Here is a 13,833-nt window from a genome sequence, read left to right as displayed (position 1 = left end):
AGGCCTAAGGAGAGAGCGTAAATCCGGCTCCTATCTTGGTCTTGAAACTGCGCAGGTACAGGGGCTCGACCGGCGGCGATAATCATAGCCGCCGGCTGACCCCTGAGCGTGGCTTAGGGTGTGAGCATCGGCACAGCCTCCGATTGCCGCGCACGTCGCAACAATGTTTTGCTACGCCAATTATCGGATCAAGTTAATCAACAAATCAATTAAGGTAATTTTCGGACGGTTCTTCAAAAATCAGCAGAATTTATTTCTTCTCGTTGGAGACCTATGCAAAGTTGACGTGTCAACGTCGAAGGCCATCGGCCTTGGCGGCGCCTGCGCCGACCTAACGTTCCTCCTATCCGAGGAGCAAGCGCAGGCGTTCAATCTGGAGCGCCGGGCATGACATACCGCGTCAAGATTGATCGCATCGGTAAGACCGGAGTGCCGCGAAGCGCCCCACGGATCTATTACGCGAAGGATGAGGCCGACGCGGCTAAGATCGCGGCCTACGAAGTCGACAGTGGCAAGCCCGACCGGCCCCGTGTCGCCACTGTCACCGACGCTACAGGGCGCATGGTGTTCACCTATTCTGGCCGCGCCGGTCTGGCTCGAACATGACCGACAACGAGCGCGAGGATCGGGCGCTCGACGACCGAGACGCCAAAGCCCTCATCGGCGTGATGCTAGCGTTCGAAGTGACGTTCCTGGCGATCACTATCCTGTGGTGTTGAGGCCTATGATGGCGGCTAATCACTTCGCATCGTCACTGACCCGTCGACCATGCTGACCGTCTCGACGCGCGGTCCGGCCCACCCCTGATCTGGCAGGGTGGCGAGGTATCGATTGCAGGCGGCTGTCAGCACGCCGTTGAACCGCGTTGGCATCACCGCCACCAACTCTCGCATGAGACCAGCGATCGCCGCGCCCCGGGTCAGCGTCGCGAGGCTGTCGCTATCCAGCCGCTCCAGCGCTAAAACGACGTTCTCCGCGATGATGCCGGCGGCGCTGATCTGATCGCTGCGCATCAGTAGCCCCCTACAGGAACCCGCTCCCCGAATGCCCCTTGAAGGTGTTCGCCCGCCGGATGTAGCCGACGACCGTGCGCGGATCCCGGTGGCCTGACTAATCCATGATCCGGGCCGTCAGATGCAAAAATACGATATCTGACCGGCGTCATGTAGCAATCTTGCGACTATCTAGCGCCAATCATGGGGCCAGATTTCTAGCCTCTATCGAAGGCCTCGACCGCCATCTCCAGCGCTTCCGCGATGGTGATCCGGCGATGGTAGGCGATCCGGCGCAGCGCCTCGTGGGCCTCCGGCTTGATCCTGGTGGCGAACGGCTCCCGACCGGTCCGTCGTAGGGTGCGGCCGTCGACCTTGCCCGGGTCGAACGCGGGCGCTTCTGCCGGCGGATGCCCGGTAGGCACGGCCACCGGTACGGTAGGCACGTCGGCCGGTGCGGCGGGCATAGCTTCCAGCGCGGTAGACGGAGACGGCACGACCTCAGGCTGTACCGGGCCAGGCGGTGGCAGTGAGGCTTCGGCGGGCGCCTCTAGCTCGTCATCCTGATCCTGAGCAGCCATCATGCGGGCGACCGCTTCGGCATCCATGGCGGCTTTATTGCGGGGCTTGGTAGCCATTACAGGGACTCCAGGCGAGCACGAACCGCAGCAGCGAGCGCCGCGAACTCCAGACCAGACGGGGACTCGGCAGGCACAGCTTCCCCCGCGGACAAGGCATCGGCCACAATTGCTTTCAGGGTAATCGGTGGTGCCACCGGTTCAGTCAGGCCGGCCAGCGTACCGACGACATCCCGGCCTGACCCCGTTCGCCGATCGACGCGCGACGGGACCACGAGGATGTCCGGCCGCCCTCGCCCGCCCGCTTTCCGGTGACGCCGCACGATCCCGACCGTCTCGGCCGCGCCGCGAATATCCAGCATGGAGGCGCCGACGGGGATCAACGCAAGATCGACGATCGCCACGACTGCGCCGAATGCGGCACCCAGTGCACCAGGCGCATCGATCACTACGAAGTCGGCATCCTGTGCTCGCACAGCTTTTGTCCAGGCTGCCACCGCCTTGGCCTCAACCTCCTCAAGGAGCTGCACCGAGACCGGGAAGGGTAGCAGGCCCATCTCGCCCACCGCGACGGCATGGCCGGCCGGGTCGGCATCTAGAACTACGACCTTCGCACCGCCCCGCGTCAGCACGGCCGCGAGATTGAGTGCGATCGACGTCTTGCCGACGCCGCCCTTCGTCGATGCCAGCCCAATCAACTTCGCCATGCAGCAACCTGTCCGCCTGATAGCCGCTATCTGTCCGCAAGACAGTTTCTTTCTGGCCGCCATCACTCGGGCAGCTTGCGGTTAATGCGAGCCTAACCGTGGATCTCGATCCCGGCCAGAACCTTGTGCACCTGAGCGGCTGACCACACCCCTCCTCGGGCAGCCGGGATGCCGCGGGCATTCAGCGCTGCCGCGATCTGGCGTAGCGACACGGCACCCTCGGCCCGCACGGTGGCGATGACCGGGGCGAGATCCAGGGCACGCTCCCCCGCCCGCTGCGCCTGTCGTGCCCGGCTGCGCACCTGGCCGCCCTCTCGGTTCGACAGGTTCTCCGGCTTGCCCAAGCGCACGCCCCGGGCCTTCGCCGCCTCCAGCGCGGCCTTAGTCCGGGTGGAGATCATCTTGCGCTCGGCTTGGGCGACCACCGCCATGATGCCGACCACGAGCTCATTCGCTTCAGGCATGTCGGCCGCTACGAACCGGACGCCGGCCTTTTGCAGGTTTAGGAGGAACGCCGCGTCGCGTGACAGCCGGTCGAGCTTGGCGATGACCAAGGTGGCGCCGTGCAGCCGACAGAGGGCCATGGCTTCCGAGAGGCGAGGGCGGTTGTCCCGGGATCCGCTCTCGACCTCGACCAGTTCGGCCACGTGGCGCCAGGAGCCGCCTGCGAGGAAGTCGGCTACGGCCCGCCGCTGTGCTTCCAGCCCGAGTCCGGATCGGCCCTATCGTTCCGTCGAGACCCGGAGGTAGGACACGAAAGCGTGGGCCATGCGGATTTTGCGGGGTGTTCTATCTGATCGAACGGACGTTCAACCGGATGAAACACCCGAGCGCGAGAGCGCCGGAGATACACCGAGGCTTTCCTGTGGCTCAGCGCGAACCCATTTCAGGAAGATCCGCCGCGGACGCGGTCGGGAGTGCGCGAGGCCGGGCGAGCCGTGATGATATGGCCGCCCGGCTGATGCCGACGATCGAAATCCTTGACGATCGTGTGCGAACGGCTTTCGAGGGGCAGCAGGCACACCGGAAGAGCAAGGTGGCATGACGCGCGAGATCGTCCTCGACACCGAGACCACCAGCACGGACCCCAAGGTCGAGCGCATCATCGAGGTCGGCTGCGTCGAGCTGATCAACCACATGCAGACCGGCCGGACCTTCCACCGCTACTGCAACCCGCAGAAGGCGGTTCACCCGGACGCCTTCGCGGTGCACGGCCTGTCCGACGGCTTCCTGGCCGACAAGCCGTTGTTTGCCACCATCGTGCCCGAGCTGCTGGCCTTCATCGGTGACGGCACGCTGGTGATCCACAACGCGCCCTTCGACGTCGGCTTTCTCAACGCCGAGTATGCCCGCCTGCCCGAGCCCCGGCCGGCCGCGATCAAGCTGGACGACGTGGTCGACACGCTCCTCCTCGCCCGGCGCAAGCACGCGGGCGCCGCCAACAACCTCGACGCTCTCTGCAGCCGCTACGGCATCGACCGCAGCCGGCGCACCAAGCACGGGGCGCTCCTCGACGCACAGATCCTGGCGGAGGTCTACGTCGAGCTGCTGGGCGGCAAGCAGACCGGCTTCGACCTGGCGCCCGTCATGTCCACCCCGGCTCAGTCTGCGGCAGATGCCGCCCGGCCGACCTCGCCGCGCGTGTTCAAATCCCGGCTCACCGATGCCGAGCGGGAGCGCCACGCGGCATTCATCGGCACGCTCAAGACGCTGGTCTGGGCGGACTACATCAGCGAGACGGATAGCTGAGGGACGGGTTCGTCACCCGACGAAGGGCGACCACTCAGTTCGAGCTTGGCGTTGGCGCCTTGTCCTTCCGGATCAGCTCAAGCTCCTCGGCGCTGCGTTCCTCGATCCCGACCAGCAGATCATCCGCGTTCTCGACAGCTCGGAGGAGTTCATCGAGCTTGATCTGGATGGCAGCGGTGTCTCGGGCCCCAGCCACGAGGATGACGCCCGCCAGGAGCATGGCGGCAATCGATAGGAAAAGGTTGAAGACCAGCGCCCAGTGGTCGTTGAAGCTGAGGAGGGCGCCGGAGCCGAGGCCCGCGGCGACCGTGAAGCAGGTGACCAAGAAGCCGGTCGGCTTCGAGAGCCACACGGCGAGGCCGACGATTGGCCGGTCGAGCATCGAGTACCAAGCCTTGTCCTAGGTAGCCGGACCGACGGAGCCGTGCGGCCTCCTGCCAGGAACGAGCTTGAAGCCTATGGCGGTTCCGGAAATAGCGAGGACGTGAGGCGTGCTTCCGGCATCGGAACTGCCTTCGGGAAAGGCTGACGCAGTGATCAGAGTGGCACCTACCTAGCGATGGGCGCCCAAAAGCGGCCGCGGTAGGGCAGGGTCATGGCCTCGACCCCCACCGTCTCCGACCCGCGCAAGGCCGCCGCGATCTCCGAGGATGAGATCAACGCCGTGGTTGATGCCGTGCAGGCCGATGTCGCGACCGAGGCCAGTTCCTTAATGCAATAGGTCCAGGCGCGATCGGTTGCTTGCGAGTGTGTCCGCAGCCGCAGGTTGAACACGATTTCTTCAACAGACGGTCTTTATCGCTGGCGATGACGCGTGAGAGGCGGCGCTCGTCAGCGGCTCCGCTTCAATCTCTTCCCTATTGCAACCATAGGTCAGCGGCGCCGTCCAATCAGTCGCGCCACGTGATCATATCGGGATCATCATCTGTGAGCTTCACCGTCACTGCCCGTGAGTCTGCGCGCCGGTTCGCCTATCAGCACGCCTCGCTGCTAAACGCTCTGGATCACGGCATGAGCCTAATTGCTGCCGGGATGGCTGACGTGTTTATCGCGGACGGAAACGGTCTGACGCGGACCCCGGCGGATCTGTACCGGCATCTGTTCGGTGGTAGCAGCGCCGAAAGCGCTCGCGTCCTTGAAGGGCAGACCGAGGGTTTAGCTCTGGCTGCGTGATGATCCGCGGACCGCGACCCTGCTGGCGCACCCGGTGAAGGGATGAGCGAGCCTACGACCATGACCACCAACAGCAGGCACTGGTTCTACGACAGCAGGCTGATGGTCTGCTCGTTCTGCCTGCTGTCGGTCGTCGCCATCTTCTGGCAGGTGAGCCGGTTCGAAGGCTTCCAGCCGATCTTCACCTGCGCCACTGCAAAGGATGTCGATCGCCTGCTGCTCTCCTCCGGGATGGACGCCTGCATGGGCAACGCGCGCTCCCAGCCCGAGACGGAGCGGTGCATGCGGACCGTCTATGTGCTCGCCTGCATGAAGGAGCGGTGGCGGTAACAGCCTCGTAAGCGGTTTACGTATTGTCCAATGGACGGCCTCAGCCGACTGCAGTAGAGCAATCCATGCCCCATACGCTTGCTGGCTGGATCCTTTTTGCCCTCATCATAGGCTCTGGAGGCGCTAGTATCGCCACGGCGATAAAGCTGATCATGTCCGGGATCGGAAAAGCGTCTCAGCACCGCCTAGATTTCCATGCTGCCTACATATTTGGTGCGCTTCTTGTGATTGCGACACTGCTGTTCATCTGGATCGAGCCGGCGCCGACTTGATAGCCCGTGCACGGCGGCGAAAAGTCTATCCTCTCGAACTAAGCTGACTGAGGTGGCGATCCGAGCCCCAGGGGTGATTGATCGGATCGAAGCTACCCTTGCGATCCGCCTCGGGAGAACGTTGCTAAATCATCACGGCCGATCCTATTGCGAGCCGTTCGGACGAGAGTTGAGCAGCATGTGCATGCGGGCGGGATGAAAAGGCGCCATAAAGCGTGGCCATGCCATCATCACCCCATCGTACCCTGCGGTTTCGCGCCTTCTTCGGCGTAATCGCGGTCTTTGTCGTATGCGGTACGACTGCGCCCCATGCCGCAGACCTGAGCGCTGTCCTGCCACGTCCAGTGCCGACTTTTACTCAAGTCGATCCAAGCACTTGGGTGGTGACGGTCAGCGGCTCGCTACAGATCGTGCCCCGTTATCCCGGCGCCAGCGACTACACGCCTGTCGGCTATCCCTCCATCGACATTCGTCGTCTCGGAGAACCGCGCCGCTTCTCGGCTCCGGACGATGGCTTCAGTCTGTCCCTCTATGATGATCCGGTGTTTCGCATCGGGCCGACCGCTCGCATTGTACCTGGCCGCTACTATGGCGACGACCGACGCCACCTGTTCGGGCTCCGCGACGCGCGATTTGCAGTTGAGCCCGGCGTGTTCGCCGAGTTCTACCCAGTCTCCTTCATCCGCACCCGCGTCGAGGCTCGGCAGGGCGTCTACGGACATCACGGCACGGTCGGCTCGGTCGCGGCCGACTATCTGATCCCGACGGAGAAGCTTTTGTTCTCCATCGGCCCACGCTTCAATATCGGCGATGCCAGCTTTGCCCGGAAGTATTTTGGCGTGTCACCGGCCGAAGCCGCCCTGAACGGCCGGGTCACACCCTATGACCCGCGAAGCTTCTACTCGGCGGGCGTGCTCGGTGCTGTGACCTACACGCAAAACGAGACTTGGGCGTACACGGCCTTCGCTGGCTACACTCGCATCTTGGGTGCATCCGGCGACAGCCCACTGGTCCGGCGCCCGTTTGGTAGTCCAGATCAGTTCCAGTTCGGCGTAAAGCTCGACTACTCGTTCACGACGCCGGCCTTGTTTTAATCGGTCGGCGTACCTGTGCTGGACCAGCTCGGCCCCGCCGCCCGATCTGATCACGGGCTGGCGGGGGAGGTCGTCGATCTCACCGGCGTCCGCGTAGGGTGCCGGGATCTGGTTAGCGGGCCGTGACCTGCACCGGCTTGGCACTGTGTCGGAACAGGCCGCGCAATGCCCGGAACGGCAGAAGCACCAGCTTGGCCACGCCGTGAGCGGCCATGACGACGACGACGGCCAATAGAGCCAACAGGGTGTTCAACACGCGGGGTACTCTAAGCGGCGTGATACCCGGCGGGCCGCCCCCGCCATTCCCTTCAGGAGGCGCTTCGAAAACGGCTAGACTGTGAAGCTTCAAGCTAGCCCGGAATGACGTCCGGTACCCCCACCCGTGGGGCAGCATAGGCCACGCCTACCGAGTCCTCGCGACGCCAGATCACACGAACACCCGACGAAACCGGCTCTTGGCCGATCGCAAGGTCGAAGTAGCGGGGTACTGCTAGCCCGGGCGTGAAGACGAGGCATGCACCTGCGGGTGAGTGGTTTGTCACGATGCAGCGTACCTCGGCATCGATCCCCGGGAATGCGACACGGCCTTCGATAGTAGCTTCGACCCGGAGCTTAGCACGACGATTATGCATATCAGTACACGCCCTGGGTGTGTCGCTTTTATTCACGGGTTGTATTCATCGTTATACGTCTAGCCGCTAAATACAGGACATGACCGATCCTGACGGACAAGCAGGCGATCAACAATTAGAAGTGTATGATTAGCGCAGTCATAATTTCTCATGCAATCACGAGCCGACGAGGTCTGTCGTGTTTGCATCTATAAATTTCTGCATCGCCACGCTGTCCGCCCGGGGGGGCGGCAATGGACGCAGTGCGGAACTGCATCGGACAATGTCGTGGGTGAACGCGGCTACTGAACTGAAAGCCGCCTTCAGCGCTTCCTTGTAGGCCGACGCGATCCTCCTGCGCTGAGGCAAGGAGGAACTCCATGCGACTGTTTGTTCTCGCCGCGCTCGCTGGTTGTGGCTTTGCCGGTCTGGCTCTTCCCGCCTCAGCTGTGCCGGCTGGCCCTGTAGCTGGCGTCTCTTCGCCTTCCGATATGCTCACTAATGTTCGGATGAGACGTCACCGCATGCATCGACGCTCGATGATGCGGACACAGCGGAAGTACCCCGGCGCCAGCTTCGTCCGAAACACCACCCCTGGTGCACCGGCCGGAAGCAGCGGCGGCAACGGGACGACTGGCAGCTACGCCGCACCGAGCGGGAAGTAGTTCTCGTCTCTCAACTCATTCAGGCCGCCCGATCTGTCATCACGACGGCCTTTCCTGTGTTCGCGACTCTGGTACGGTCGCGACAGTCGCTCGGCGTAACGCACCGAGCGTCCCTGAACTCAGCCCGCCCGGTTCGCTGGCGCGGGCTTTTTCGTGGCCTGAGCTTTGCCATGAGCGTCGGCTCGACGTTGAGACCGCGAGCCAACTTTGCGGCGCGCTCCTAACGGGGTGCGCCGCACCTTCCGCGGCATCGAGCAGAGGCCGGTCGAGTTTCCGCCCGCTCTATATCTTCAGCTCTGGAAGTCGAACAGCAGGGCCGACGCATTGGTGCCCGTGCCGGTCGAGCCGCTTGCCCCGTAGCTTGCGCTACTCGACTGAGAAGCCTGAAGCTGTTGGATAAAGGTCGAGAGCAAGTCGCTTGCGGAAGAACCGCTGGAGGACGTGCTGCTGGCTGAACTCCCGGAGGCATCGGTCCCTGGGGGCGGTCCGGGCGGATGGCCTGGAGGCGGGCCACCAGCCCCGGACACGTAGTCGGCATCCGAGCTTGTGGCGTCGGCAGTCTGGGTCGATTTGCCGTGACTGGCGAACAGGTTCTTCAGCTCCGTAGCTTGGTCGCTCGTGAGGCTGCCGCTGCTGACCTGATCTGAGATCAAGCTGTCGATCCGATCCTTCATCGCCGACGGATCGAGCTTGGTGTTCGTGGCACTACTGCCCGACGTCGAGGATGTCGTGCCTGAAGAAAGACTCGTATCGATCGAGCTGAGAGCACTCGTCAGGGCGGTGGCATCGGTGCTGTTCAGCGTGCCGGTCGTCAGCTCGCTGCTGATCGTGTCGGTCATCCTGGCCTTGCCGGAGCCCTGGGGCGGCGGCGAAGGTCGCTGCGCATAGAGCTGTGAGGTTGTGCTGGAAGAGATGGTACTCACGGAAACGCTCGACATACGGAACTGCCGGAAACGCCCGGCGGCGGGCCCGTGTGCAAATTACCCACGCGTTTCTTAAATCCCCGTTCCGCTCCCGGGCAACTGCCTAGCGCTACTCTGCACCGCGGGCCAAATCGCGTACCGATTCAACCTCCTGCGCCCCATCGGCAGCGACGACGAAGGCGAGGGCGGCGAGGGCGGTGCGCATGGCGGGAGGATAGCCGCTGGGATGGCGGTGTCGAGAGAATGTGCCTCAGCAGAAGGCTAGGAGCATGGACGCCATTGGGAATGGCGTGCTCGAAGCCCGCCTGCGATAGATGCCGCGTGAGGGCAGTCTCAGCTGAGCCTGGCCTCAGCCTCCGGCTCTGGGTCACGTGCCTTGCCGAACTTTCGGTCGAATGCCCAGCGTGTGTAGCGGAGATAGGCCCAACCCGCACCGGCGATGAGAGCGGAGACGATTGCAACTTCGATTAGCATGACCCTAGTCCTCCCTCTGCAGTTCGGTGTGGATGATGAAGTGTGAGAATGCATGTAGGGCTAGGCCGATTGCAACCCAACCCCAGTGCGATTCACGGATAAGAAGCACGACATCTTTCAGGAGGGGTTGAACGAGTCCAATCCCGATCAGCCCTACGCCCAAGCTGCTCAAGCTTGAAGCAACGAGCTTGACACTTTCGTTCCGCCGCCGCGCGGCTAACTTGCGATCGGCAGCACTGGGTCGTCGGGGTGGGCCGCCGCCACCCCCGCCTCCAGTCGGAGTTGAAACAGCTGGGTCGGCCGGGCGAAATTGAGCGCGTACCTGAGCGATATCGACGAGGTTCGATTTAGGCTTCTCGTCAGGATCTGGTTGTCGATAAGGGCCTAAGGCCATTACTTGTTTCGCTTATAAATTGTATACGAAGCAAATATTGCGTGGCTATCAATATCTCCAAACACATGACTGTTAAGAGCCATAAAGATCAACTCGTTCTCAGACTGCGCTATCCCAACCCCATAGCTCAGAACGTTTGATCCAAAGAGCCAAGGTCTAGTTATATGAATTTCCATTGGAGTTAAATCTGTTTTGCTGGTCCATCCCCCATGATCGGTAATCGCAGGATCTATTGTAATATTTAAGTAAAAAGAATACAGATTATCATCGAACGGAAATATCTGCGCTCTCTCGTGCATTTGCAGGAGAAAAGAGCCTGAACCGATAAATTCGTGAGCGCCGACGATAACTTTTGGTACGGGCATCAGTTCGCCCCCTCAGGATCCTCGCGATGACGCACGTAGCCCTGACCGATTAGCCGATCCGTCACGGGCCGCCCCAGAGCCAAGCGGCTCCCATCATCGCTCCTTCAACGCACAGCAAGGCGATTACTAGGTAGCGGTGAAAGCGGTCATAGACGTCAGCGGGCATGGCGGTGGCCTAATAGAGCATCGCCATTGATGGCCGGAGATTGAGGTCGGCGGCTACGTACAAAACTTGACAGTTCTTCAATTCAGATTTCGCGTGATCCACAGGCCACAGCGTCATTCGTCTGAACTGCGACCTACCGGCCCTTAGGCCTTCCTCAGCCGCACCCCCGGCCCCTCGCCGCTCTCCTCGATGAAGATGACGCCGGCGGCTTCGAGGGTGATGCGGCTCACGGCCAAAGCCCAGCTATCTTCAGCGCAGCGCCGAAGACGAGACTAACCGCCCCGAACATCGCGACGCTGAGCCACCACAACACACGATCGAACAGGCTAGGTTTGCGATCGTCACTCGGCGTCTCCGGGGCCGGCCCTGTGGGCCCAATCAGCCGGGTTAGACACTCGGGAAGGGGACGCGCTGACCGATCAGAGCCGTCTTGATCCCCGGCCATCCGCTGACCCTCCTACTACCGCTCCCACCTCAGCGCCTCTTCCACGAGACGGCGGAGGTCAGTGCAGCAGCTTCCCCTGAGCGCTGACAAATGACCCGATCCCTTCACGGGCAACCGCCTCGTTGAAGGCTCGGTAAGCGTGTTTGTCCGACGCGAACCGATAATCCCATACGGTCGATCCACCCTCGTGATCGATGACCTCCAGTTGCCAAGGCTCATCGGGACCAGCGAAGCGGTAGATCTGCACATCGACAGAGATGCCATCGCGGGTGACGATCCCGGAGAGCGGGGAGTGTTCAAGCTCGCGGTTCTCGGTCGCCATGATTGCCTCCGTTAGTTCGCCCCGCAGGATCCTCGCGTCGCCGCATGTCGCCCTGGCCGGTGAGCAGTCAGGAGACGGCCTTCTGCCGCGCCAGCCGCAATGCCTTCAGATGCGCCGTTCGTTCGTCGGCCGCATACTGCTCAGCTTCGACCTCAATCCTGACATTCTCCGCATTCTCCAAACGAGCAATACATCTGGCCGTCCTCGTTCCCGTGTGGCCGCGAACATTGGGGTGGAGAACGGACATGGGTGATCCTCTCGGCCTAGCTTGCCGGACAGGATGCTAAGCCGCGGTATCAGGAACGCCTAGCTTCAAACGCCTGCTCAAACGGCGGCGATCGCATTATGTCAGATAGCCCTTCGCCTTCAGAGGCTCGGCGGTACAGCCTACCTGATCTCGTTGAGGGACGCCTGTAAGTCGGCCCGACAAGCTGTCCCGAACTCCGTGAGGAAGTTCAGCTTACCCTCGCGTGCAAGCTCGCGGATTTCGTGCAGGCTCTGATTGGGCCCGAGATAAGTATCGATCACGCGGTCGATAACAGACCCAGCTGCATCGACCGTCCCCTGCGATGCAGTGAGCTGCATCTTCGCTAGTAAGGCGTAGAGCAGGACCAAGTCTCCGACATCGTCCCGCTCGTGGCTGAGCGCATCGCCGTAGAGGCGGACGGCCTCGGTGATGAACTCGTTGAACAGTTCGATGCGCCTCGCCCGTTCAGCCTCGCGGATTTTATCCTGGAACTGGCTTCGGTGCGTCATCCACGTCGTCATGAACGACGCCAGCGCTCCAATGGTGGCCCCACCCAGGCCGAACATCGCCGAGATGTAAGCCGCGTCCAAATCTGCCTCCTAACCGAGGGCGAGAACTCCATGTCTGTACCGCAGCAGCGCTAAGATCCCCTATTGCTGCGCTTACCCCTTCCGCTCCCGGAACCGGATCCCGGCCCCGCCGCCGTTCTTGGGGATGAACTCCAGGCCGGAGATCATGCTGACGGCCATGCTGTTGTGAGCAGTGTCGCTACCACCGCGGCCACCAGACAATCCGGCAGGGCGTCCTCGACGCCCGCAGCTTCCAAGGCCCGCGTCGAGCCGACGAAGATAAGGGCGATGCCCAGGGCCGATAGGCGGCGTCCGATCATACGGGGTCCTTCCGGCGTAGTTTCACGCCGGGCTCGCCGCCGTTGGTGAACTCGACGCCAGCCGCTTCGAAGGTCTGCTGAACCTTCGCGAGGTTGTCGGCCATCGCCTTCGGCACTCCGTCCACCTCCTCCATCCGCTTAATAGTGGCAGCGGAGACGCCGGAGGCATCGGCGAACTCACGCACCGAAAGCCGAAGATACCCGCGGGCCATTCTGATTTGCGCGCCGGTAAGCATCATGGAATGCGTGAGCCTTTTTTGGTCTCCCGAGCACCAAATCGGTTGACACGGGACTGGTCGTGACACATTTTAGCTCACGAGCGCACCAGATGGAAGCGCGAACGAGCCGGGCAACGACCATGTCCTACCGCACCGTCTCCTGGAACACCCTCTCCCGCAGCCTGCACGACAGCAAGCCGGCCATCCCGACTGGCCTGCTCAGCGCCCGCGCGCTCTGCCAGGGCTTTGCCCGCTTCCATCGCCGCTCCTTCGTCGTCGCCGGCAAGTTCGACCGCTCGGCGATCATGGCCGCCGCCGCGGTCGCCGCGACCAACCTGCAGGAGCGCCACGGCCTCACCCGCGCCGCCGCCCTGTCCACCGCCCTCAAGGCCGCTTGGCAGGCCGCCAAGATGGCCCGCACCGCCGCCGCGCACTGATCCCCTGACCGCGCCGGCCTGACCCGCGCCGCCACGGCGCACCCCTCCCTTCACCACCGTCCCACGCCCACGAGCCCTCACCGGAGCCCGAACGATGACGCACGCCCGCATCCCAAATTTTAGCGATCCCGTCCCAGTCCGCGGCCCGGCCGCCTCCAGCACCGCCCGCCGCCGGATCCCGGTCGATCCCCGCTACCTGAACCTGCCGAACGAGCCGGTCCCGGGCGAGATCGAGCCCTGGCAGGCGGTCGCCCCGGTCCGCCCCGACACCGCCCACAGCCGCAGCCTCCGCTTCCTTGACGCCGCCGGCGAGCTGCTGGCCGCGGCCTTCATCATCGGCGGCGGCATGGTGCTGACCGGCCTCGCCACCCTGCTCTGACCCAGCCCGCAACCGAGCGGGCCGGTCGCCCGCGCACCTCATCCGAGGATCTCGCGATGTCCCTACGCACGTCCCTCCAGAAACTCATCCGCCACGATCCGAGCACCAGCCTGCGCGAGCGAGCAGCCGAGCTGCGTGGCACCTTGAGCCGCCGCACCGTCGTGGCTGGCTCCCTCGCTGTCGCTGCACCCCTGCCGGCGATCTCCGCGCCGATCGTGGCGACCCCCGCGCAGCCACATCCCGACGCCGAACTCGTTGCACTGGGCGAGCGGTGGCTACGGGCGAACGACGCTCAGGAGAGGGCGCGGGAGGAATGGGGTGTCGCCTATCAGCAGGTCTACGCGGTCATCGTCACGTGCCCGCCGGAGCTGTTCGCGACCCGCGATGAGCAAATTCGGGTGCT

General features: G+C 63.1%; 20 protein-coding genes and 1 pseudogene. 10 read left to right on the top strand and 11 right to left on the bottom strand.

Annotated features, from left to right (window positions below; all coding sequences use genetic code 11):
• The first annotated feature begins 387 nt into the window (after window positions 1-387).
• Window positions 388-606 carry a hypothetical protein gene (locus tag MKL20_RS20550; RefSeq protein WP_243966075.1) on the top strand — a complete coding sequence of 73 codons (219 nt, stop codon included), beginning with the start codon at window positions 388-390 and terminating at the stop codon, window positions 604-606.
• A 128-nt stretch (window positions 607-734) separates the two neighbouring features.
• Here the strand turns inward: MKL20_RS20550 and MKL20_RS20545 are convergent, their stop codons facing one another.
• From MKL20_RS20545 to MKL20_RS20530, 4 genes and pseudogenes are all read right to left on the bottom strand, one after another.
• Window positions 735-1,013: a hypothetical protein gene (locus MKL20_RS20545; protein ID WP_243966076.1), complete on the bottom strand. Its 279-nt coding sequence runs from the start codon at window positions 1,011-1,013 to the stop codon at window positions 735-737.
• A 197-nt stretch (window positions 1,014-1,210) separates the two neighbouring features.
• Window positions 1,211-1,630, bottom strand: coding sequence for a hypothetical protein (locus tag MKL20_RS20540; RefSeq protein WP_244038227.1), 420 nt, complete (start codon window positions 1,628-1,630; stop codon window positions 1,211-1,213).
• The gene (locus MKL20_RS20535) at window positions 1,630-2,277 is read right to left on the bottom strand and encodes a ParA family protein (RefSeq protein WP_244038226.1); all 648 of its coding nucleotides are present in this window, start codon (window positions 2,275-2,277) and stop codon (window positions 1,630-1,632) included. The genes MKL20_RS20540 and MKL20_RS20535 overlap by 1 nt, the downstream gene beginning before the upstream one ends.
• A 92-nt stretch (window positions 2,278-2,369) precedes the next feature.
• Window positions 2,370-3,047, bottom strand: a pseudogene (locus MKL20_RS20530) (recombinase family protein).
• Window positions 3,048-3,318: 271 nt separating this feature from the next.
• On the opposite strand from MKL20_RS20530, the gene dnaQ reads away from it, so the two are divergent.
• Window positions 3,319-4,026, top strand: a complete 708-nt coding sequence (gene dnaQ / locus MKL20_RS20525) for a DNA polymerase III subunit epsilon (protein ID WP_244038225.1) — start codon at window positions 3,319-3,321, stop codon at window positions 4,024-4,026.
• A gap of 34 nt (window positions 4,027-4,060) precedes the next feature.
• Here the strand turns inward: dnaQ and MKL20_RS20520 are convergent, their stop codons facing one another.
• Window positions 4,061-4,408 carry a low affinity iron permease family protein gene (locus MKL20_RS20520; protein ID WP_243961045.1) on the bottom strand — a complete coding sequence of 116 codons (348 nt, stop codon included), beginning with the start codon at window positions 4,406-4,408 and terminating at the stop codon, window positions 4,061-4,063.
• A gap of 213 nt (window positions 4,409-4,621) precedes the next feature.
• Between MKL20_RS20520 and MKL20_RS33035 the strand changes: the two genes are divergently transcribed.
• The 5 genes from MKL20_RS33035 to MKL20_RS20500 all read left to right on the top strand — a co-directional run bounded on the left by MKL20_RS33035 (window position 4,622) and on the right by MKL20_RS20500 (window position 6,895).
• Window positions 4,622-4,747 (top strand): hypothetical protein, encoded by a 126-nt coding sequence (locus MKL20_RS33035; protein WP_279594891.1) that lies wholly within the window; start codon window positions 4,622-4,624, stop codon window positions 4,745-4,747.
• A 206-nt stretch (window positions 4,748-4,953) separates the two neighbouring features.
• Window positions 4,954-5,199, top strand: coding sequence for a hypothetical protein (locus MKL20_RS20515; protein ID WP_243961041.1), 246 nt, complete (start codon window positions 4,954-4,956; stop codon window positions 5,197-5,199).
• A 42-nt stretch (window positions 5,200-5,241) separates the two neighbouring features.
• Window positions 5,242-5,529 carry a hypothetical protein gene (locus tag MKL20_RS20510; protein WP_244038224.1) on the top strand — a complete coding sequence of 96 codons (288 nt, stop codon included), beginning with the start codon at window positions 5,242-5,244 and terminating at the stop codon, window positions 5,527-5,529.
• Window positions 5,530-5,594: 65 nt separating this feature from the next.
• Window positions 5,595-5,801 (top strand): hypothetical protein, encoded by a 207-nt coding sequence (locus tag MKL20_RS20505; RefSeq protein WP_243961030.1) that lies wholly within the window; start codon window positions 5,595-5,597, stop codon window positions 5,799-5,801.
• Between the two features lie 221 nt (window positions 5,802-6,022).
• Window positions 6,023-6,895, top strand: a complete 873-nt coding sequence (locus tag MKL20_RS20500) for a MipA/OmpV family protein (RefSeq protein ID WP_243961065.1) — start codon at window positions 6,023-6,025, stop codon at window positions 6,893-6,895.
• 112 nt (window positions 6,896-7,007) lie between these two features.
• On the opposite strand, the gene MKL20_RS20495 is transcribed toward MKL20_RS20500, so the two are convergent.
• The 6 genes from MKL20_RS20495 to MKL20_RS20470 form a co-directional block, all read right to left on the bottom strand.
• Window positions 7,008-7,151 carry a hypothetical protein gene (locus MKL20_RS20495; protein WP_243961028.1) on the bottom strand — a complete coding sequence of 48 codons (144 nt, stop codon included), beginning with the start codon at window positions 7,149-7,151 and terminating at the stop codon, window positions 7,008-7,010.
• Between the two features lie 1,310 nt (window positions 7,152-8,461).
• Window positions 8,462-9,010 (bottom strand): hypothetical protein, encoded by a 549-nt coding sequence (locus MKL20_RS20490; protein ID WP_243962790.1) that lies wholly within the window; start codon window positions 9,008-9,010, stop codon window positions 8,462-8,464.
• Window positions 9,011-10,996: 1,986 nt separating this feature from the next.
• Window positions 10,997-11,260 (bottom strand): hypothetical protein, encoded by a 264-nt coding sequence (locus MKL20_RS20485; protein WP_243962789.1) that lies wholly within the window; start codon window positions 11,258-11,260, stop codon window positions 10,997-10,999.
• A 67-nt stretch (window positions 11,261-11,327) separates the two neighbouring features.
• Window positions 11,328-11,507 (bottom strand): hypothetical protein, encoded by a 180-nt coding sequence (locus MKL20_RS20480; RefSeq protein ID WP_244038222.1) that lies wholly within the window; start codon window positions 11,505-11,507, stop codon window positions 11,328-11,330.
• A 140-nt stretch (window positions 11,508-11,647) separates the two neighbouring features.
• Complete coding sequence (locus tag MKL20_RS20475; RefSeq protein ID WP_243962785.1) at window positions 11,648-12,097, bottom strand: hypothetical protein; 450 nt, start codon at window positions 12,095-12,097, stop codon at window positions 11,648-11,650.
• Between the two features lie 295 nt (window positions 12,098-12,392).
• On the bottom strand, window positions 12,393-12,635 hold the full coding sequence (locus tag MKL20_RS20470; RefSeq protein ID WP_244038221.1) for a helix-turn-helix domain-containing protein: 243 nt from the start codon (window positions 12,633-12,635) through the stop codon (window positions 12,393-12,395).
• A gap of 119 nt (window positions 12,636-12,754) precedes the next feature.
• Here MKL20_RS20470 and MKL20_RS20465 point away from each other — a divergent pair, with 119 nt between their 5' ends.
• The 3 genes from MKL20_RS20465 to MKL20_RS20455 all read left to right on the top strand — a co-directional run.
• A complete protein-coding gene (locus MKL20_RS20465) occupies window positions 12,755-13,051 on the top strand; it encodes a hypothetical protein (RefSeq protein ID WP_244038220.1) in 297 nt (98 codons plus the stop codon).
• 94 nt (window positions 13,052-13,145) lie between these two features.
• Window positions 13,146-13,430, top strand: a complete 285-nt coding sequence (locus MKL20_RS20460; RefSeq protein WP_244038219.1) for a hypothetical protein — start codon at window positions 13,146-13,148, stop codon at window positions 13,428-13,430.
• 56 nt (window positions 13,431-13,486) lie between these two features.
• On the top strand, window positions 13,487-13,833 hold a 347-nt coding region (locus MKL20_RS20455; RefSeq protein WP_244038218.1), incomplete at its 3' end, for a hypothetical protein.

The sequence above is a fragment of the Methylobacterium sp. E-066 genome, assembly GCF_022829635.1.
In the GTDB taxonomy this organism is placed as follows: domain Bacteria; phylum Pseudomonadota; class Alphaproteobacteria; order Rhizobiales; family Beijerinckiaceae; genus Methylobacterium.
The sequence above is the reverse complement of the archived record's forward strand: the minus strand, read 5'-3'. Positions and strand labels throughout refer to the sequence as shown.